Annotated in this window: 18 protein-coding genes and 1 pseudogene; 2 read left to right on the forward strand and 17 right to left on the reverse strand. The window is 57.1% G+C overall.

Annotated elements, in window-relative coordinates; genetic code table 11:
- The 13 genes and pseudogenes from B8784_RS21995 to B8784_RS14970 form a co-directional block, all read right to left on the reverse strand.
- Positions 1 to 808, reverse strand: a pseudogene (locus tag B8784_RS21995) (IS3 family transposase); the annotation flags it as partial.
- A gap of 34 nt (positions 809 to 842) precedes the next feature.
- A complete protein-coding gene (locus B8784_RS14915; RefSeq protein WP_084398722.1) occupies positions 843 to 2,363 on the reverse strand; it encodes an efflux RND transporter permease subunit in 1,521 nt (506 codons plus the stop codon).
- The gene (locus B8784_RS14920; protein WP_084398723.1) at positions 2,363 to 3,028 is read right to left on the reverse strand and encodes a methyltransferase family protein; all 666 of its coding nucleotides are present in this window, start codon (positions 3,026 to 3,028) and stop codon (positions 2,363 to 2,365) included. The genes B8784_RS14915 and B8784_RS14920 overlap by 1 nt, the downstream gene beginning before the upstream one ends.
- On the reverse strand, positions 3,025 to 3,303 hold the full coding sequence (locus tag B8784_RS22230; RefSeq protein WP_084398724.1) for a DUF2933 domain-containing protein: 279 nt from the start codon (positions 3,301 to 3,303) through the stop codon (positions 3,025 to 3,027). Before B8784_RS22230 ends, B8784_RS14920 begins: the two co-directional genes overlap by 4 nt.
- 273 nt (positions 3,304 to 3,576) lie before the next feature.
- Positions 3,577 to 5,625, reverse strand: a complete 2,049-nt coding sequence (locus B8784_RS14930; RefSeq protein ID WP_084398725.1) for a copper-translocating P-type ATPase — start codon at positions 5,623 to 5,625, stop codon at positions 3,577 to 3,579.
- Between the two features lie 24 nt (positions 5,626 to 5,649).
- Positions 5,650 to 5,859: a YHS domain-containing protein gene (locus B8784_RS22235; protein ID WP_300269627.1), complete on the reverse strand. Its 210-nt coding sequence runs from the start codon at positions 5,857 to 5,859 to the stop codon at positions 5,650 to 5,652.
- A gap of 11 nt (positions 5,860 to 5,870) precedes the next feature.
- On the reverse strand, positions 5,871 to 6,659 hold the full coding sequence (fabI, locus tag B8784_RS14940; RefSeq protein ID WP_084398726.1) for an enoyl-ACP reductase FabI: 789 nt from the start codon (positions 6,657 to 6,659) through the stop codon (positions 5,871 to 5,873).
- A gap of 117 nt (positions 6,660 to 6,776) precedes the next feature.
- Complete coding sequence (locus tag B8784_RS14945; RefSeq protein ID WP_084398738.1) at positions 6,777 to 7,967, reverse strand: acetyl-CoA C-acetyltransferase; 1,191 nt, start codon at positions 7,965 to 7,967, stop codon at positions 6,777 to 6,779.
- Complete coding sequence (locus B8784_RS14950) at positions 7,954 to 9,018, reverse strand: bifunctional enoyl-CoA hydratase/phosphate acetyltransferase (protein ID WP_084398727.1); 1,065 nt, start codon at positions 9,016 to 9,018, stop codon at positions 7,954 to 7,956. Before B8784_RS14950 ends, B8784_RS14945 begins: the two co-directional genes overlap by 14 nt.
- On the reverse strand, positions 9,015 to 10,250 hold the full coding sequence (locus B8784_RS14955; protein WP_084398728.1) for an acetate/propionate family kinase: 1,236 nt from the start codon (positions 10,248 to 10,250) through the stop codon (positions 9,015 to 9,017). Before B8784_RS14955 ends, B8784_RS14950 begins: the two co-directional genes overlap by 4 nt.
- A complete protein-coding gene (locus B8784_RS14960; RefSeq protein ID WP_233356169.1) occupies positions 10,247 to 12,067 on the reverse strand; it encodes a DUF3141 domain-containing protein in 1,821 nt (606 codons plus the stop codon). The genes B8784_RS14955 and B8784_RS14960 overlap by 4 nt, the downstream gene beginning before the upstream one ends.
- Before the next feature lie 44 nt (positions 12,068 to 12,111).
- Positions 12,112 to 12,264, reverse strand: coding sequence for a hypothetical protein (locus B8784_RS21660; protein ID WP_158085701.1), 153 nt, complete (start codon positions 12,262 to 12,264; stop codon positions 12,112 to 12,114).
- 125 nt (positions 12,265 to 12,389) lie between these two features.
- Entirely contained in the window at positions 12,390 to 13,019 is a 630-nt protein-coding gene (locus B8784_RS14970) for an RNA polymerase sigma factor (protein WP_119405112.1), read from the reverse strand.
- Between the two features lie 211 nt (positions 13,020 to 13,230).
- On the opposite strand from B8784_RS14970, the gene B8784_RS14975 reads away from it, so the two are divergent.
- Together B8784_RS14975 and ppk2 are read left to right on the forward strand one after the other, a co-directional pair.
- Positions 13,231 to 14,505 carry an SAM-dependent methyltransferase gene (locus B8784_RS14975; RefSeq protein WP_084398731.1) on the forward strand — a complete coding sequence of 425 codons (1,275 nt, stop codon included), beginning with the start codon at positions 13,231 to 13,233 and terminating at the stop codon, positions 14,503 to 14,505.
- Positions 14,492 to 15,274, forward strand: coding sequence for a polyphosphate kinase 2 (gene ppk2, locus B8784_RS14980; protein ID WP_084398732.1), 783 nt, complete (start codon positions 14,492 to 14,494; stop codon positions 15,272 to 15,274). The genes B8784_RS14975 and ppk2 overlap by 14 nt, the downstream gene beginning before the upstream one ends.
- A gap of 477 nt (positions 15,275 to 15,751) precedes the next feature.
- Here the strand turns inward: ppk2 and B8784_RS14990 are convergent, their stop codons facing one another.
- From B8784_RS14990 to B8784_RS15005, 4 genes are all read right to left on the reverse strand, one after another.
- Complete coding sequence (locus tag B8784_RS14990) at positions 15,752 to 16,453, reverse strand: hypothetical protein (RefSeq protein WP_084398734.1); 702 nt, start codon at positions 16,451 to 16,453, stop codon at positions 15,752 to 15,754.
- Positions 16,450 to 17,652, reverse strand: a complete 1,203-nt coding sequence (gene nhaA, locus B8784_RS14995; protein WP_233356170.1) for a Na+/H+ antiporter NhaA — start codon at positions 17,650 to 17,652, stop codon at positions 16,450 to 16,452. The genes B8784_RS14990 and nhaA overlap by 4 nt, the downstream gene beginning before the upstream one ends.
- Before the next feature lie 378 nt (positions 17,653 to 18,030).
- Complete coding sequence (locus B8784_RS15000) at positions 18,031 to 19,680, reverse strand: acyl-CoA dehydrogenase family protein (protein ID WP_084398736.1); 1,650 nt, start codon at positions 19,678 to 19,680, stop codon at positions 18,031 to 18,033.
- Between the two features lie 310 nt (positions 19,681 to 19,990).
- Positions 19,991 to 20,636, reverse strand: a 646-nt coding sequence (locus B8784_RS15005; RefSeq protein WP_143435293.1) for an IS3 family transposase, incomplete at its 5' end; no start/stop codon positions are given.

A 20,636-nucleotide genomic window follows, 5' to 3' on the forward strand; every position in this document is an offset into this window, starting at 1 on the left:
TTGTCGGAGACGATCATCTTCGGAGCACCCCGCCGGGTGATGAGCCTGGACAGTTCCCTGGCGACCCGCACGCCGGACAGGGAGACATCGACGACCACGGCCAGGGCTTCCCGGGTGAAGTCGTCGACCACGCAGAGCGTGCGGAACCGGCGGCCATCGCTGAGAGCGTCCGATACGAAGTCCAGGCTCCATCGCTCATTCGCCTGTTCCGGCAGGAGCATGGGTGAACGTGTGCCTGTCGCCCGCTTTCGCCCACGTCGTCGTTTCACGGCCAGTCCCTCCTCGGCATAGATCCGGTAGATCTTCTTGTGATTGGCGCTGAGGCCCTCGCGGTCCAGCAGGATGCCGAGCCTGCGATAGCCGAACCGGCGGCGTTCACCGGCCAGCTCCCGTAGCCTCTGGCGCAACTTCTCGTCACCGCCATCGCGTTTTTCATACTGGAAGGTGGACCGATCGAGATCGGCCAGCCGGCAGGCCCGACGCTCCGACAGGCCATGCACTTCCATCACGTGGTGCACGGCCTTCCGTTTGGCGTCGGGCGTCAGAAGTTTTTTGTCGCCAGGTCCTTCAGGGCGGCATTGTCCAGCATTGCATCGGCCAGGAGGCGCTTCAGCTTCGAGTTCTCCTCCTCCAGCGTCTTCAGCCGCCGGGCGTCCGACACCGTCATGCCGCCGAACTTCGCCTTGTACTTGTAGAAGGTCGCATCCGAGATGCCGTACTTGCGGCAGATATCGGCTGTCTTCACGCCAGCCTCGTGCTCCCGGATCATCCCAATGATCTGTTCTTCGGAAAATCGTGATTTGCGCATTTGTCATCCTCTTCGTGTCGAGGACTCTGCAAATTCATGGCCGGAATTTACGGGGCTGGGTCAGCTCATCGTTGACGGCACTATCAGAACTGAGATGCAAGTAGGCCATATAACTACCAGCGAACTCTTCATTAATGATGCGATCAGCCACGCGGATCTGGTCTGACGTCTCAAACCATTTGATCGGGTTGTCATTGACACTGATATTCACAATCCCAATGCCAGCCCACACGACCAGCGCGAGGCTTAATACAATAATGGACTTGGCGCGGTGACCGGCAAAAGGGCCTGCGGTTCGTAAAAACCGTCCAAGCCAGCTTTGATCACGAATTGCGCGCTCAGATGTCTGGAGCGCGCCGAAATCTGCCAACGCCTTGTCTGGCAGGCTCATAAAATAGGCCGGTAAAAGTGTGACTGTGAAAAACCAGGCAACAAACACACCGATTGCCACAAACAATCCAAAGACCTGAACGGGCGGGATCGGTGTCAACATGAGCGAGGCGAACCCCACCGCCGTTGTCAGCGTCGTATACCACATCGGGCGCCAAAGGTCCGCCATAACTTCATTTACAATCTCCAGTCGATCGCGTTCGGGCGTATATTTATCATAGAAATCAGACAGGATATGAATGTCATCGAGCACCGCAATTGGGATGATAAATATCGGGATCATCGAGCTCATGATGTGAATGGTTTGTCCTGACAGAACGAGCAAAGCCATTGTGCAGATCACAGAAGCCATCGCCGCAAGGAGTGAGATCAGAATGATCCGTACGTGACCAAAGAAGAGCCACAAAAGTCCGAAAACAAAAAGCATGGCCAGCGGTGCAGATACGGCCATCTGGAAGAACATTTCAGAGCCAAACCGGTCTTCGGCAACGGGCAACCCAGTAATATGATAAACTGCGCCGGTGTTTTCGAACGTATCTATCAGTTCTTGTAGATCCTGCGCCACGGCGTGGGATATACTTTTTTCGCTTAACGGATAGTAGAGCGCCAACGCCGCTCCATCGTCCGAGATCATCGTACCCTTGTACATAGGGATTTTGAGCATTCGATCACGGATGAGCGCGGCCTCTTGATCGGTTGAGGGGGCGGTTTTCATCAGCCAGGTGAACGAAACAGCTCCCAAACTTTCCGTTTCAATATTATCGACGGTCGAGGGCGCAATAATGTCTGAGGCTATGACGTTCGCAAACGTCCCAGCCCTTTGTTCGTAGCTTAGCGTTTTGGCATAGTCTGTCAGAGTTTTTACGTTGGCGAGATCCTTGGCGTTAAAAACGCCTTGAGGGTGCGTTTCGTTGAGAACGCCAACCACGACAAAATCATAAATATCAAAGACTGTTTTAAGCTCACCATTGCGTACGCGCACCGTCGCATCCGCAGGCAGCATGTTTTCCGGATCGGTGTCGATGGTCAGTGGTTTCAAAAATGGCAGAGCGCCGGGCATGACGCTCGGTGCAAGCGCCAAGGTTGTTAGTATAAACGCAAAGGCCAAACTGAACACAAAGAATCCTTTGCGCCTTTTCGCTGCTGCTTTGGACAGCCAGAGCATCAGCTTTCGTTCTCTACCACGGCTAGCGTTCCCCAACGCGGCCAGAAGCGCGGAGTGACCGCGGCGTAGGCGCGATACTCGCCGCCGAATGCGGCTTCGGCGTCCTTCTCCTCTTTCAGAGCGAGACGGACATACATGAAGACAAGAACCGGGAACATGATCAGGGTTAGGATGGTCGGCCATTGCAGCAGGAAACCAAACATGATCAGCACGAAGCCGGCATATTGCGGGTGGCGCATGCGGGCATAAATGCCGGTTTTGGCGAGCTTGCCGCTGCGCAGCGCCCCGTGCAGGATCGGCCACCCCCATGACAGAACGCTGAAGCCCAGCAAAATGAAGCCGAGGCTTGCGAAGTGGAATGGGCCAAAATGCGGATTGCCTTGCCAGCCGAAAATCATCTCCCAGAAATGCCCTGAGTCATGGGCGAACCAATTGACATCAGGAAACTGCGATTCAAGCCACGGAGAGAGGAAGTAAATCGAAAGCGGGAATCCATACATCTCGGTAAAAAGAGCGATCACAAAAGCGCTGAACGCTCCAAATGACGTCCAGTCTTTTGACTTGGATGGTTTGGCGAAACTGAACGCGAAAATGATAAAGATGGCAGAGTTCAGGATCACCAGAAACCAGAGGCCATATTCAGAATGGGCCATGTTCTCATTCATCGCCTTGTCCTCCAGTCATCTTCCTCATCGAGTTGGGAAGGGCGCCGATCTCCATGGCTTCCGTGGCCTCCATGGCCGCCCATCGCGCTATGCATGAAGAGGTGCATCACGCCGCAAAGAAGCAGGAAGCCAACAAGGAAGACCGCATCAGCGGGAATGTGAGCGCGGTGTTCATAGAATAAAAGAAACCCGATCGCTCCGGCGAAGACCAAAAGCGGCAGCCAAAACCGGCTGCCTTTTGGCTGATGGTCGTCATGATCAGAATGGTTGTGCACGGCGATTGCTCCTATGGCGGGATCAGAACGGACGGGATCCGCGGGTTGACGATGATGGGTTTGTTACGCGGCTCCGGCCTGAAGGCCTCAAACCGGTTAGTTGCGCCGCAAAAATGAAAACGATCAGCAGCCAGTCTTGCCAGCTCAAATGCCCGGCATGATCCAGGACCAGGACCAGGACCAGGACCAGGAGCAGGAGCAGGAGGGCTCCGATGCTGAGCGCTCTGAGGCAGAGCGTCAAAAATCCGAAACCCGGAACAAAACCTCGCACTGTCATGTCGACACCCGGGATCGAGACAGTTTGAGGAGTTGGGCGTTGATGGCGCAGATCACGGTGCTCGCCGACATGAACACCGCCCCAAGCGCGGGTGTGAGGATTACGCCCCAGGGGAAAAACACGCCCGCTGCCGCTGGAATGGCGAACGTGTTGTAGCCGGTCGCCCAAGCGAGGTTTTGCATCATTTTATTATAGGTCGCGCGAGCGAGTTCAATGATCGCTACGACATCTGACGGGCTGGACCGGACAAGAATAATGTCGGCGGTTTCGATCGCGACATCCGTGCCAGCACCGATTGCGATCCCGACATTCGCTTGAGCCAGCGCCGGCGCATCGTTCACACCGTCACCGGTCATCGCCACGATCAGACCGCGGGACTGAACCTCTCGGACTTTAGCGGCTTTTTCTTCCGGCAATACTTCGGCAATCACTTCGTCGAGGCCGATTTCCTGGCCGACCCATTCCGCCACCTGTTGATTGTCGCCAGTGAGCATGATGCACTGAATGCCCATGGCCTGAAGCATGAGGATGGCTTTAGCGGATTCCTCACGAATGATATCGGCCAGCGCGATTGCGCCAGCGAGCTTGTCATCAATGAGCACGAAGACGACTGTCTTGCCCTGCGCGCTCAGGGTTTCGAACCGGGGATCATCCATTTCAAGACCCTGGTCGCGCAAATAGCCGGGGCTGACGACTTTCACGTCGCGGTCCTTAACGAGGCCTTCTGCACCTTTGCCAGGGATCGCCTTAAACTTGTCGACACCCCATGCCTGCGGCGCATCGCGAACGATCCCCTGGGCGATTGGGTGTTCAGAATGAGCTTCAATAGACGCCGCGTAGGCGACGATATCGCTCTCAGTGAATGTCGTATCAAAAACAAGCGTATCGGTGATCCCAAACTCGCCCTTGGTCAGCGTGCCGGTTTTGTCGAAAATGATGGCATTGATGTTGCGCGCTTCTTCGAATGCCGTCCGATCCCGAATGAGCAATCCATTGGTGGCCGCGATCGCGGTCGAGCGCGCAACCACAAGCGGCACAGCCAAACCAAGCGCGTGCGGGCAGGCGATGACCATCACGGTAACGGCGCGCGCCATTGCAAACCCAAATCCCTGATCGGTGAACAGGGTCCAGAACAAGACGGTCGATAGGCCTCCGCCAAGTGCGATAAAAGTCAGCCACTTGGCCGCCGTGTTGGCGAGATCCTGGGTTTTGGATTTGCTGGCTTGGGCTTCCTTAACCAGCTTGATGACGCTCGACAGGAAAGTCTCATCACCGGTCTTGTCGACCCGGATTGTTAGCGAACCTTCGCCATTGATTGATCCGCCGATCACTTCGGTCTCCACGGTCTTGAAAATCGGCTTGGACTCGCCGGTGAGCATGGATTCATTGAGAGACGACTCGCCCCTGACAATGATCCCGTCAGCTGGGACTTTCTCGCCTGGCTTGATCAGAAGATGTTCGCCGCCTTTCAGCGTCGAAACGGACACATCGATTACGCTGCCGTCATCCGCCACCAGGTGGGCTTCATCCGGCATCAGGCTTGCAAGTTTTTCCAAGGCGCGCCCAGCGCCAAGCACCGATTTCATCTCGATCCAGTGCCCGAGCAACATCACCGCAATCAGGGTTGCGAGCTCCCAAAAAAAGGTCTCATCACTGCCGATTGCGACCATGCCGATGGAATAGGCGTAAGCAGCCGTAATCGCGACCGAAATCAGCGTCATCATACCGATGTCGCGGGCGGTGATCTCTTGCAAAAACCCTTTCAGGAACGGCCAACCGCCATAGAAGAAAACAAGACTTGAAAGCCCTGCCAGCACATAACGGTCACCCGGAAACCGCAAGGCATCTTCGAGGCCAAGCCAGCCTTGGATCATCGGCGCCAAAGCGAGGATGGGGATCGTGGCCACCAGCACAACCCAAAACCGCCGGCGATAATCGGCAATCATGCCTTCATGGTCGTGGCCGCCATGCGGGTCCGTTTTTTTCTGTCCGTGACCGGCATGAGGCGCGTGGCGAGAGGGGGGGGCGTGGGTGGAGTGATCCATGGTGGAGGGTCTTTGTCTGCTAAGTCATGCTTTGCGGGATGGGTGAGAGGCGTCGCTCGGCGCGCTGAAGGCGGCGGGAATGCGCGCGTCTGCATAGCGTTCGGGATTTAGTTTGAAAGCTGTGTGGCAACGGTTAGAGCAAAAGAAATAGGCCCATCCACCATATTCCTCTGACGCGTGAGCGTTTTCGAGGGGGATCGTGTTGCGGCAAACAGGGTCTTCTACGGTCATCATCGTTTCTCTTCTCAATGAAAAATCATGCCATCGATATGGAACCCGGCATCGACATGAACGATTTCACCGGTCACGCCGCTGGACAGATCGCTGGCCAAAAACAAAGCCGCTTTTCCGACTTCGCTGGCATCGATTGTTCGTCGCAGCGGTGATTTGGCTGCGGCCTCGTTTAGCAATTCTTCGAAATGGGTGAGGCCAGACGCGGCTCTTGTCGCAACGGGTCCGGCGGAAATGGCATTGACGCGGATGCCGGCGGGTCCGAGCTCATGGGCAAGGTAGCGTACAGCGCTTTCAAGCGCAGCTTTGACCGGGCCCATGACATTATAGTGATCAACGACTTTTTCTGAGCCATAGAAACTGAGCGTGATCAGAGAGCCGCCGCGTCGCATTAATGGTTCAGCCCGCCGCGCCATATGAAGGAGCGAATAGCAAGACACCGTCATGGCGGCTGCGAAACCGTCGGCCGAACAGTCTGTCAAACGCCCCTGAAGATCAGATTTTGGCGCACTTGCAATCCCGTGAAAGACAAGATCAAGCCGATCCCATTTTGCTGCGACCGCGTCGAAGACAGCGTCCAGCGATCCAGGTTTGGTGACATCGCATTCGAGAATGAGATCTGCATCTGCCTTTCTCGCTAAAGGTTCAACATGCGGGCGAGCCTTCTCGTTCAAATAGGTGATCGCCAGGCGCGCGCCTGCACCGCGAAGGGACGTGGCCGCCGCCCAGGCCAGACTATCACTATTCGCAATGCCGACAATCAGTGCGGTTTTTCCGCGAAGATCACAATCGGGTGTGCTCACATCCAGCTCCTTGCAGAATAATACGCAGCCAAAGCCGCCGTCCCTCACGGAGGCAATCGTGAGAGACGGCGTTCCCTGTTAACCGGCGTCGGGGCAGTTGGGGGGAGATGCGCCGGGTCAGGATGGGATACGTTCGAGCGCGAGCGCGACGCCCTGTCCGCCGCCAATGCAGAGGGTGACGATGCCGCGCTTAAGATTGTCTCGTTGCATGGCATGGATCAGCCGTACGGACAGAACAGCGCCCGTCGCGCCGATTGGATGGCCATGTGCAATGGCGCCGCCCTCGACATTCACTATGTCCTCGGAGAATCCCAGCTCGCCGACCAAAGCGACGGCAATGGCCGCGAAGGCCTCGTTAATTTCGACCCGTTCCACCGATGCAAGTGGCCAGGCGGCCCGCTCCAATGCCTGTTTCACAGCAGGTACAGGACCAAGGCCGAACAGTCCGGGTTCGACGGCGCCGACGCCCATGCCGGCAATCCGGACCGCAGGCTGCAGCTGGTTTGTCTCTGCCCAGGCCCGGTCAGCAACGATCATTGCAGCAGCGCCCGCGTTCAATCCGGGAGCATTCCCGGCTGTGATCGTTCCATGCTCTCGGAAGGCCGGCTTCAGATGCGCAAGACTGTCTAGAGTCGTATCCGGGCGATTGTGCTCGTCCCGATCGAATACCGAAATCCCTTTACGGGTTTTCATCTCAACGGGCACAATCTCGGCGTCGAAAAGACCGTCACTCTGGGCTTTCGAGAACCGGCTTTGCGAACGCAACGCCCAGGCATCCTGAGCGGCACGGCTGATTTGGTTCTGTTCGGCTAAGTCTTCGGTATGCCAGCCGGAATGCTCGCCGGAAAAGGCATCGTTCAGCCCGTCCCTAAGAAGACTGTCAATGAGCGCCCCGTCGCCCAGACGATAGCCGTAACGCGCTTTGCCAAGCAGAAACGGGGCTTGGTCCATATTCTCCATGCCGCCAGCGACGGCGCACGCCGCGTGGCCAAGCATGACGTCTTGCGCGGCGGTTATGACCGCCTGCGCGCCGGATCCGCAGACCCGGTTGACGGTCATCGCGGGGACGTTGACAGGAAGACCCGCACCTATCGCTGCCTGACGCGCCGGGTTCATTCCGGCGCCGGCTTGCAGAACCTGGCCCATAATAACGGTATCGACCCGATCCGGTGCAAGTCCTGCCCGTTCCAGAGCGGCCTTGATCGCTATAGCGCCAAGATCGGACGCCGGGACGTTTTTCAAACTACCGCCAAAGGCGCCGATGGCGGTGCGCACTGGCGCGCAGATAACGGGGTCATGACTTGGCATGAGCGTCTCCATTGAGTGATGTGGGGGAGGTTGGCGTGGGATGGCTGGGCGGGCAGCAGTCCGCTTCCGGTAAAGGTGAGCTGCGCGTTGCGTGCACCGGCCAGACCGGGGCTTTGTCTCGCGTCGCGGATTTGCGGTCCTTTGCGGCTAGGCTAAGGCGCGCCAGCGCCAGACCTGCGAGCCGTGCGTTCACCGGATCGGCACGCGATGGCAAGACGATGGGTGCGTTCAGCCCGAGGACGAGACCGGCCAGCGTGGCGTCAGCCATATATTCCAGATTCTTAGCGAGGATATTGCCAGAAACGAGATCTGGGACGAGTAGAATGTCGGCATCCCCAGCCACAGGCGAGGCAATGCCTTTGATTTCCGCGGCTTTAAGCGAAATTGCGTTGTCAAAGGCGAGCGGTCCGTCAACGACTGCGCCGCGCACCTGACCGCGCAGGGACATGACCGAGAGTGCCGCGGCATCAAGGCTGGAACTGATCAGCGGATTGACAGTCTCAATTGCTGAAAGGATTGCGGCTTTGGGCTGGTCGATACCAATAGAAACCATAAGATCGATAGCGTGCTGCAGGATAGCGGCTTTCGCGCCCAAATCCGGGGCGATGTTGACTGCGGCATCTGTAATCGCAAGCAGTTTCGGATAGGCTGGAATGTCCGCCAGAAAGACATGGCTGACCCGCGCTCCAGGCTGACGCAGACCAGCATTGGCGTTGAGCAGTTCTTTTAGCAAGACGTCGGTATGGATCAGGCCTTTCATGGCGGCATGCGTGCTGCCCGATTTCAGTAAACCGGCTGCGCGTTGGGCTGCTTCTGCCTCATTCCAGGCGGGCAAGACCTGATCGGGATGGAATGTGAGATTTGCCGCCTCGGCTTCGGCCTTGATCGCATCAGGGTCGCCGATCAGGATTGGATGGATCCAGCCGCGCTTAACGGCTTCGTCGACCGAGAGTAGGACGTCTCGTTGCGCCGCACAGACAATGGCGACCTTCACGGGCGGTCCTGAGTCGGCAGCGGTCTTGAGGTCGGCAAAATCTCGAAAACCAGTCATGAGACCCGGCGCTCTATCTGCACTGGGGTGGCTTCAAGCATCGCGCGTCCGTAACGGGCGATCATCATCGCCTCGTCAGTGTGAACCGTTTCGACAATCACCGAACTGTCCGGCTTTGAAATACACGTTTCACCCCGATCATTTGCTCGGGTGTCAAAATTTATTCCATAGAGATCGCTAAGTGGCTCGCAGATGGCGGCGCGGATCGAGGGCGCGTGTTCGCCAACGCCGCCGGTAAAGATGATCCGGTCAACACCGCCCATGGCGGTGATCAGTGCGCCAGCTTGCTTGCGAGCTTGATAGGCAAATTGCGCAAGCGCGTCGCTCGCGCGCGGGTCGTCTGTTTTGAGCAGAGTTTTTACATCACCGCTCAGACCCGAAAGCCCAAGCAAGCCTGCGCCATGATAAAGCTGGTCGTGCAAGACTGATGGGGCCCAGCCTTTTTCCAGTATGAGGTATAAGAGCAGCCCGGGATCGACATCGCCGCTTCGGGTCGCCATGGGCAGTCCCGCAAGCGCCGAAAATCCCGTGCTTGTATCTATGGTTTGGCCATTCTCGATTGAGGCCATACTTGCGCCCGCACCGAGATGCGCAACCAGCAGACGTTGCCTGGACATCGCCTCACCGGCGCGGGCGGCAAGATCTGAGACAATAAATGCGTAGGAGAGGCCATGAAAGCCGAACCGGCGGACATATCTGTCTTCCATCGCAGGCGGCAGTCCTGTGCGTTGGGCCGCGATCGGCATGTCTGCATGAAAGCCCGTATCAAAACAGGCATATTGCATCGCATTCGGTAAACGCAGGCGCGTGGCAACGATGCCATCAAGGTTTGCAGGCATATGCAGCGGCGCCAATGGAATCAGTTCGCGCAGATCCGCTTCGACTCTCGGAGTCAGACGCTGGGCCGTTGTGTAGTCGGGACCTCCATGCATAACCCGGTGTCCCACCGCAGAAATGCCGCCGAGATCGACATGAGCGGCCATCTCATGAAAGAAGGTTTCCAGCGCAACGGGGTGGTTGATGCAGCAGGTGCGTTCGTCCCAAAGTGTGTCGCCATAAGCGGTCTCAGCTGACATTCTCGCCTCTGATGCGCCAATGCCGGTGACGGCGCCCGACATTGTCTTGACCACGTCGTTTCCGACCCGGAAGAGCGCGATTTTCAGGCTTGAAGACCCGCTATTGACGGTGAGGACGCGATGACTTTCGCGCTGGGAGGTGTCGAGGGCGCTCATTTCTTTGCCGCCTCGTCCTTTATAGGTTCAGGCAATACGGGCCAGTCATAGAGCCAGCTGAAGGCCAGTTCGGATGCGGCATCGCGAGACTCGCGCATGCGGGTCAGGCCGGTCTCGATCCAGTCGACGCCCATCTTTTCAGCTGTGCGAAAGCGATTGTCCTCATTGACAGCCTTTCGATTGGCGCGAACCATGGGTGCAAACGCGGCGGTCATCGCCATAGCTGGATTGAACCGTTCTGAGAACATGTAGCGTGTCACCCGCATCGGATGAGACCATTTCATAAGCTCTGCTGTGACCGGATTAGACCAGGCGCGCACCCACGGGCTGGCGAAGTTCGAATAAGCCGTCTCCAATTGCGCCGACAGACGCCCGACACGCTCAAATGCCTCAGGCTGGGTTTCGAATACCAGGTCCTCAACCCGGCGGGGTTCAAACCGCACAATGTACTGGTCGTGGTCGCAATCAGGATCGCCGGTCGGATTATCGATCCTCATTTCATAGAGCCCAGGCTCCAGCGCTTCGATATCGGAAAGGTTTTCCAGCATCGCGCGATGTTCGAGGCGCGCGACACTCGCAGATACAAAGATGCCGAGATGCCCGGCATGTTGATTGATCAGATAGACAATGCGTTGATCGGCTGCGATGAGTGCCTCGGTCGTCTCATAAACCGCTGGGATCCAACCAAGTGCCTGATGTGGCGGGGTGATATTGTCGCCATGTGAGGCGAAGATGACGAGAGGATTGCGGATCTGTTTTAAATCAATCTCACAATGGGCCCCGAGTTTCACCAGACCTTTTTCAAGCCGGTTGCCGATAAAGAGGTTTTCGACAATCGCAAGAATCTCTTCGCGGCTCAGGCGGTAGAAGCCGCCCCACCAACGCTCGAAATCCAGGAACCTGTCGGCGGCTGTATCGACGTTTTCAAACAGATCGGCATATTTCCGGAAGATTGCCCCTTCAGGTTTGAGGGTTTCGAAATTCTGGACCAGCCAGGCGCCATCGAACCGGCCATTTCCGAGATCAGACAAGAAGTGATTGATCCAGGCCCCTCCGAGGAATCCTGCCGCAAGCCGCATCGGATTGGCACCGGGTTCACCGGCCCAATAGGAGAGCGGTGACCCGTTCATCACAATCGGTCCGGCAAGGCCTTCGCAATCAGCCGCCAGAAGTGCCGCCGCCCATCCGCCTTGGCAATTGCCATAGAGCACTGGCGCCTCGCCATCATGTCGCTCGGCCACGAGTTCTACAAACTGGCGCAGGCCCGCCAACACATCGGCTAGCGTTTGACCGGAAACAGGGTCAGGCGTGAACACGACGAAGTATACGGGGTAGCCTTCATGTAGAGCGATGCCGACTTCAGAATCGTCTTTGAATCCGCCAATGCCGGGGCCATGACCCGCGCGGGGATCGATAATGATCACGGGTGGTTTGTCTGGATCAAGACAATCGTCGAGGCAGATATCGCCAATCTCGAGTATTTTTAGAAGTTGATAATTGCACGCAGGTTCAAATGTCGCTGCGTCCGCCACGAGCTCATACTTGAACTTCAAGACAGGTGGCATGCCGTCTCGCTCATGGGCGAGCATTGTGTTGGCGCGCTGGCGCAACGCGTCAAAGAACAGAGTTTGTCTCTGCATGAGATCAACCCCATAAGCAGCGGCGTCTGGCAGGCTGGGCCGGGACGAGGCTTGAATGGGCTTTGCGGACTCCGGCCTTGATTGCGCCCGGCGGGCGCTCTTGGACGCTTTCTTTTTGGGATCAGAGCGTTTGGCTTTGCGGGGTTTTTTAGCTGTCATACGTTGATCATCTGGCATGGCTTGAGGCTTTCGCGGTAAGGGGGCGATTGAGAACGAAAGGGTCAGGCTGCGTCACCAGCGCTTTTTAGCGCTGGCATCGATTTTTCCTTGCCTCGGCCCGGCTTCGAGCCGCCTGCGCAACAACAGCCCTTTTTGACGGGCGGTTTGACTTTGGCTTTGGGCGTTTGGACGGCGCTTTTCTTGACACGGTTCATGGCGATCTCCTTCTCTTCAATTTCGTCCTGGCTCGGCGAGCACAAGCAAAAACCGCCTATTGCGGACCTGAAAACAAAGACGCGCGAACCGGAGCGGCGTTACACCCCGCCGCTGCGAAAACGTATCAAGGAACAACCTGGCCCGGAGGTATGGACAAGGCGGTCGCTTCAACGCGTTTTCGCAAGTCTTCAGCGCCCGGACAGGCGCATTGAAAATAGCCGTGTTCGATACAGGTCAGGCAGGTTTGTTCCAGGCGCTGGCGCATGGCCCGGCGTGCGCGGTGAAGTTTCACTCGAAGCGCATTCTCAGACAGGCCGAGATCATGAGCAATCACAGAGCGATCTTCACCGATAAGGTCAGCCCGCCAGATCAGATCCGCGTAGTCGGGATTCAGTGTCGGCAACATTTTGTATAGGCATGCGCAAATAACAAAGTCGATCTCATCATCATCGAACAGGAGGGCAGCCTCTGCCGCATAGGTTTCCAGCGCTTTGTCTGAACGCGTCATTGCTCGAAAATGATCAGCGATTGTCGAACGAAGAATCTGAGACAACCAGCCTCGAAGCCGGTCTTCATCTTTAAGATCATTAAACCGGGTCAGCGCCTTAACATAGAATTCTTGCAGCACATCCTTGGCATCCGCATCGTTGCGCAATTTTCGCTTCAGAAACCGAAACATGTCCTGATGCGACTCGATGAGCGCAGCTTCAATGGCTCGTTTGCGCCGTTCTGAAGGGCTTGGGTCGGACGTCATATTCGTAAGCGGTTCCACGTATATTGGGGCTTGAGGAGTGTGATACGCACGCCGCCAGAATCGCCCTCAAGCGCGAACGGATTTTCGGTCACTTTTAATATGGCGCTGGGCCCTGAGTGTAATGGTTCAGGGGCCGGGCCGTCTTATCCGTATCAGATCATATGGTGAGCACGCCGGGGTGCGTTGCTGCCAAGCCAGAAGGACGCCGCTGATGAGTCTATGGAGCACAATCGCCAAAAAACGGCTTGAAAAGTCTATTCGCAAGGGACGCCTGGAAGTCGTTTTTCCAAATGGCAAGACAGCTGTTTTTGGTCCGCCCTGCGACCATCCGGTTCGTATCGCCGTGAAATCTGAGGCCTGGCTTCGCCGCATCGTGCTCGATCCTGAATTGCAGCTTGGCGAGGCCTATATGGAAGAAGGCCTCGTGCTGGAAACCGGCGATCTATATGAACTGCTGGATCTTCTCTGGACCAATATTCTGTCTAAGGGCAGCGCGCATGCGGCGCTCCCATCTTTCCTGCGAAAGACGTTTCGTGCGGTTGCGCAATTTAATCCGCAAGCGCGATCGGCTCGGAACGTGGCGCACCATTATGATATCGGCAACGATCTCTACCGCCTCTTTCTTGATGACGACATGCAGTATTCCTGCGCGTATTTCCCGAAGCCGCAGACATCGCTCGACGATGCCCAGCGGTTTAAGAAAGATCATATCGCGCGCAAGCTGTGCTTGAAACCCGGGGACCATGTGCTTGATATTGGGTGCGGATGGGGCGGGCTTGCGATGCATCTGGCGGAGCGCGAAGATGTTCGGGTCCACGGTGTGACATTATCCTGTGAGCAGCACTGTCTGGCTCAAGAGCGCGCTGAGACCGCCGGGCTCAGCGACCGTGTCGATTTTGAGATTCAAGATTATCGCAACCTTACCGGCGAGTATGACAAGATTGTCTCGGTTGGTATGTTTGAACATGTCGGTGTGCCGCATTACCGCGAATATTTCGACCAGATTGCGGCCCGTCTCGGCGAGAATGGAACGGCGCTCATTCACACGATTGGGCGGTCGCCTGGACCAGGGGCGACCAATCCATGGATCGCCCGGCATATCTTTCCAGGGGGCTATATTCCAGCACTCTCGGAAATTGTGCCCGTGATTGAGAAAGCCGGGCTGGTGGTTCTGGATATTGAGATCCTGCGCTTGCACTATGCGGAAACGCTGAAAGCGTGGCGGGAGCGTTTTCTGAACCGCGCTGATGATGCTGAAACGCTGTATGATGCCAGGTTTGTACGGATGTGGGATTTTTATCTCGTCAGCAGCGAACTCTCATTTCGCCATGGCTTTCACAATGTGTTCCAGCTTCAGCTGGGTAAACGCCAAGACGCGGCACCGCTGACACGGGACTATCTATACCCATCCGAACCGACCCGCCCGGCCATAAGACAAGTTTCGCCGGCCAGTGATGAAAGGGTTCGCGCGAATGCCAAAAGATGACCACGCCGATACGGGTCTCTCCAAGAAGGACTATAAACGCCGGTTGCGCGCACTGCAGATAGAACTGGTCAAGATCCAGCGCCGCGCGATCACGCATGGTCATCGTATTCTGGTGATCCTCGAGGGGCGTGATGCGGCCGGTAAGGACGGTGTGATCAAGCGCATCGCCGACCATCTCAGTCCCCGCGACACCCGTATTGTAGCGCTTGGGAAACCGTCCGACCGCGATACGCGCAGCTGGTATTTCCAACGTTATGCACCGCACTTGCCAGCCGACGGTGAAATCGCGCTCTTCAATCGATCCTGGTACAATCGGGCTGGCGTTGAACCGGTTATGGGCTTTGCCAGCGATGACCAAGTTGAAGCCTTTTACGATAATGTTGGCGCGTTTGAACAAATGCTGGTGCGCGATGGCACGCAAATCCTCAAATATTATCTCGACATCAGCCGGGAAGAGCAGGAGCGGCGACTTGCGGCCCGCGATAAAGACCCTTTGAAGCAGTGGAAGAAAAGCCCGATAGATGCGGTCGCATTGCAGAAGTGGGACGACTATACGACCGCACGCAACGCGATGCTTGCTCGCACAGATTACGCATTTGCGCCCTGGTACGCGGTTCATACCGACGACAAACGCACGGCCCGGCTGAACACGCTTGGCCACATGATCAGGGCGATTGAGTGCCCGGATACCGATAAGTCGGTCGCGATTGTTGATCCGGCAGTTATTATCGCGTCGCCGCGAGACCGCATGGAGGCTTTGGCCGTTTGATCATGCGTGTACAAGCCACGTTCTTAGCAGAGCAGAACTCAGAACAAGCAAAATGATCCAGCAACTCCCATAGACCGCTGTCAGCCAGAACCGGCCCGCAGATAATGCATGATGTTTGTGCCGAGCGGTGTGGATCAGTGCGATGAGATGAATGGTAAGTCCCAGAAGTGCAATCAGAGCGGCTGTTGCTCTCAAATAGGACGCGGTGATTGCGCCGATACCAAGGCCGAGAAGGCCGATGCCAAGGGTGGACAGGATGCAGGCTGTGCCGCTGAGGCCGCGAAGCTCTCTGGGACTGGCGGGCTCGGCGGACTGTCGTCGGTCGCTCGGAGTGTGAGTCATCTGGGGCCTTCTTGCGGTTCTCGTCTTCACGCACTGTTTCATCGGGCGCTGATAGATGTGCTGGACGAATAGACGAGAAGACGGGCCTGCCATTACAGCGCTTGCTGTGGATAACTTGAAAAAGCGCCGCGGACCTCAGGGCATGTCTGCATCAGCTAGGCGCGGACTGGGATAGAAATCGGCAAGCAGGAGCAGGCTTTTTTCAATCAATCTGTCCGCGGTCTCGCTATAGAGTTGGATATCGTCCCTATGGTTTCGAAACAGCGCGTCGGCGGTCTGGTAGTGGCCGTACCCCATCAGATAGGTTTGACCATCTTGGCTGGAGCGTGTTTCGACAAACCCATTCATCGCTTTTTCGATTTGATCTGCGATCGCTCCCGCCATGGCCGACGGCACCGCTGGAGACCCTTTCTCATGGAGCGGTGTTTGGCGCAGGTCATCAATCGCGGCCTCGATTTTAGCCTCCACTCCAGACTGCGTCGCGATCGCCAACCGCGCCTGGTACACCAACTCATTGAGCCGCGCGCGATCGTCATTAGTCCAAAGGCTCCCAGGCAGAGATGCGATCGGCATTTCGGCGTCAGTCAGCAGACTATCGGAGACGAGATCTTCGCCGACTGAGTACGCCGCCAAAGCGGCGCGCAGCCGTGCTTCGACATCGATGCGCGCACAGGTCGCCTCCAGTGTTGCACGTTCTACGGGCGAAGAAACCGCAATCTGGGGCGTGGGTGCGGCCTGCTGATCATCCGCGAGTTTCAGCCTGAAAGTTATGGCAAGGACGGCACCGATGACGAGTGCAGCAATCAGCCAAGGCAAAGGCGGCGGAGACATTTTCATGGGCGAAGTCTTTCTTCAGATTCGGCAGGCTGAGGTCTCTGCGCGGCCAAGGTGAGCACGCCCAACCCGGTAAAAGCGGAGAGGGTCGACGCGATGATCACGCTTAGCGTGACCTCCTGTAAGGCGGCGGGGTGGTCGAACGCGAGCGCCGCCACAAACAGGCTAATTGTAAAGCCCACTCCGGCGAGCAGAGACGCGCCCAGCAGATGCAGCCAGGTGATAGCCGGCGGGAGCTTTCCAAGGCCGCTGGCGACCGCTAAAGCCGCCGCGCCAAATACGCCGAGAGGTTTGCCAATGAAGAGCCCGAACCCCGCGCCGAGGCTAGCCGGACCGATGAGGGTCGCAGAAGACATGCCCGCCAGGTGAATCCCTGAATTGAAGAAAGCAAAAACCGGTACGACACCGTACGCGACCCACGGTCTCATGCCGGTTTCGACGATTGAAAGCATCAGGCGCCCTTTAACCGACAGCGGAATCGTCCACGCTACGAGGACACCGGCAATTGTTGCATGGACACCTGATTCCAGGACTGCCACCCAAACGAAAATTCCAATCAAAACGTAGGGCGTCATATGCGTGACCCTCAGGCGGTTGAGCCCAATCAGGCCAACCAGTCCGAGTACAGCCAAGGCAAGCGAGACCAGACTCAATCCTTCGGTGTAGAAGAGCGCAATAATCACCAGTGTTCCAAAATCGTCGAACACGGCGAGCGCCATTAGGAAGACTTTGAGCGTAGGTGGGATGCGCGTGCCAAGCACAGACAAGACGGCGAGCGCAAGGACAATATCGGTGGCGACCGGCACGGCCCAACCATGCTCGGTTTCCGGGTTGCCCGCATTAAACAACAGATAGACTGCGGCGGGGACGAGCATGCCACCCAGGGCGCCGATCCCGGGAAGGGCGATCTTGCGCGGCGAGGCGAGGTCGCCGACCAGGACTTCGCGTTTGATTTCGAGCCCAATCGCAAAAAAGAAGAAGACCATCAGGCCTTCATTGATCCAGTCGACCAACGGCTTGGACAATCCAACAGCGCCAACCTGCAACGACAAAGGCGTGTGGTGGATCAGGTCATAAATTTCAACTGCCGGTGAATTCACCCAGGCGAAGGCCAATAGCATCGCTGCAAAAACCGCCAGTGCAGCATGCTGCGTTGAAGCGGGTGACGCGCCGCTATCAATTGTTGCAAGAGATCTGGCCAAACGTTTTCATGCTCACCGGTCGATTTGCGGGTATTGCTGTGTACGTCTGAGGAAGTTTCATCCCTTGAAAATGCGGCCCTGACATCTCAGAAATCTGAGCAAAGTCGTCTTCTGCAACGACCATGCTTAGAGCGGGGAGAATGAGTGCAGCTCCTTTGGATAATGGGGATTTTTGAACGTATCTGCGTGGGTGCGTCGCCATTGAAGTGTTGTTGCCGAGCGGCGATGTAGCGATTGGCACAGGGTTTCAAGTTGGAGGCTGGGTCGTCCTTACCGCCCGTCACGTGGCCGAAGGCAACACAATCAAGGCGATCCTGGCAAAAGCACCAGGCCTGTCAATGCCGTCCGTTATCCTGGCGTTTATATACTGAGTACGGATCAGCCCAACATCCAGTTTGTCGCCCGCGTGATCGGGTCGTCGAGATCGACTTTGACCCCGAACGCCCCCCAGATTGGGGTTGGATGTGTGATACGGGTTTTCACATACATGTCCCTTAGAGATGCGTCGGTAAGTGCATCGGCTGAGAATAAGAGCGCGGCTTGCTGCGCGAAGAGGCGCAGATTGTCTGGCCGCTCGGATCGAAGTTTGTTGGCCAGCGTTTCTGCCTCTGGGATGTCGGTGGCGATCCGTTTGAGCTCTTCGTTGAAGACTTTTCGTACAGCCTCCTCGGACAATGCGCGCTGCAAGTCGAGCGCCATAATGTTACCGGAGCCTTCCCAAATCGCGTTGAGCGGGGAGGTCCTGAATAGCCGTGCCATGCCGGTCTCTTCGACGAATCCGACTCCGCCAAAACATTCCAAAGCTTCGCTCACAAGATCTGGCTGACGTTTACATATCCAGAACTTCGCAAGCGGCGTCAGCGCGCGGCTCAATGCGGCTTCGCGTTCATTGTCGGCACTGAGATCAAATCCCGCACCAACGCGCAGGGTTAGCGCGATCGCCGCTTCACTCTCGAGGGCGAGATCGGCGATCACACCGCGCATGAGGGGTTGGTCAATCAGGGTCTTCTGAAAGGCTGTTCTCTGACTGACATGAAACGCCGCCCGGCAGACAGCCTGCCGCATGCCAGCCGCCGACCCTATCATGCAGTCATAGCGCGTGTGGTGCGCCATCTGGATAATGGTTGCAATCCCTCGGCCAGGCGCGCCGATCCGTCTCGCATAGGCGCTGCGATACTCAATCTCAGATGAAGCATTGGAGCGATCGCCCATCTTGTCTTTCAGGCGCTGTATCTCGATTTGATTGCGTGAGCCGTCTGGGCGCCAGCGCGGCGCCAGAAAGCAAGACAAACCATCTTCTTCATAGGCCAGCGTCAAAAACGCGTCGCACATTGGCGCCGAGCAAAACCATTTATGCCCGACCAGTTCGACTTCGTCATCTGAGAGCGAATGCGCGCGCGTCGTATTCGCGCGCAGGTCGGATCCGCCTTGTTTCTCGGTCATCGCCATGCCGATGGTCGCTGCCGATTTATGTTCTATCGGCATAGCGTTCGGGTCATAGTCTGGCGTGCGAGCGCTCTCGGCCCAACCGTTCGCCCAGTCGGCTCGCCTCAGGATCGGTTGGGCTGCATAGGTCATAGACATGGGGCAGGTCACGCCGCTATCGGTCCAGCTTATCATGTAAAGGAGCGCCGCATGGGCGATCTGCCCGCCTGCTGGATGGGTCCAGGCGCGCGAGGACACCCCGCCCTGGAGGCCTATTTTCATCAGCTGATGATATGCCGGATGAAACTCGACCTCGTCGATGCGTTCGCCCTGCGCGTTAAACGCCTTGAGGCGAGGCGGGTTTTCATTCGCCTGCCGGCCAAGCTCCCGGGTTTGCAGCGCCCCGACCGCTTTGCCGAAAGTGTCGAGATGGGACATATGGCGGCTTGCAGTGTTGGGCTCATTGCGGTCTGCGTTGCACCTTGCATAGGCCGCCATGAGCGGCTCAGCCAGGGCCGGATCTTGCAGAAGATCAAGATCGCCAGGCGGTCTTGGTTGATTGGCGACCTCGTGTGTCGCGAGTTCGGATCGGGGTTTGTACATGGGATTCAAAATAGCAAATTTGGAGCGCGCCGTCGCTCGACGATTTGTCCCGCCTTACGCTTCTTGCTTGGTCGCTGTGTAAAGCGAGATAGATCCCGTGGGGGTCAGCGTGACACTGCGTTCTTGGACATTTGAGAAACCAGCATTCAACATGAAGTCCGGTAATCGGCCATCCTTATTGGCTCGCGTATCGTCAAAGCCATCTGTCAGACGTACGAGATTGAAGGCGAGTTTCATAAAAACGGAACGCTGCCGACCATAATCCGCGATCTGAACCGCGCCGGTAACCCCGGAGGCTGTTTGGTTGGGGTCAAGCAGCGATAGCGTTTTCCTTCAGCGCTGCAAAGTAGTTGGCCTCGGCTTCTGCCGGTGGGATGTTTCCGATTGGCTCGAGCAGGCGGCGGTGATTGAACCAGTCGACCCATTCGAGGGTGGCGTATTCAACGGCATCGATGGATTTCCACGGGCCTTTCCGCCAGATGACTTCGGCCTTGTAGAGTCCATTGATGGTTTCCGCCAAAGCGTTGTCATAGCTGTCACCAACACTGCCCACCGACGGCTCAAGACCTGCCTCGGCCAGACGCTCCGTATACCGTATACTGACATACTGGCTGCCACGATCTGAATGATGGACAAGACCACTTCCAGAGCAGGGCCGCCGGTCATGCAAGGCCTGTTCAAGGGCATCAAGCACGAAGTCCGCATGCGCTGTCCGGCTGACCCGCCAGCCGACAATGCGGCGGGCGAACACATCGATGACGAAGGCGACATAGACAAACCCTGCCCAGGTCGAGACATAGGTGAAATCGCTGACCCAGAGCCGGTTCGGCGCCGGGGCCTTGAAGTTGCGGTTCACATGGTCGAGCGGGCACGGCGCCGCCTTGTCGCTGTAGGTCGTGCGATGCGGCTTGCCGCGGATAATGCCCTGCAGGCCCATGGCCTTCATCAGGCGCCTG

It is taken from the genome of Henriciella aquimarina (assembly GCF_002088975.1).
Taxonomy (GTDB): domain Bacteria; phylum Pseudomonadota; class Alphaproteobacteria; order Caulobacterales; family Hyphomonadaceae; genus Henriciella; species Henriciella aquimarina.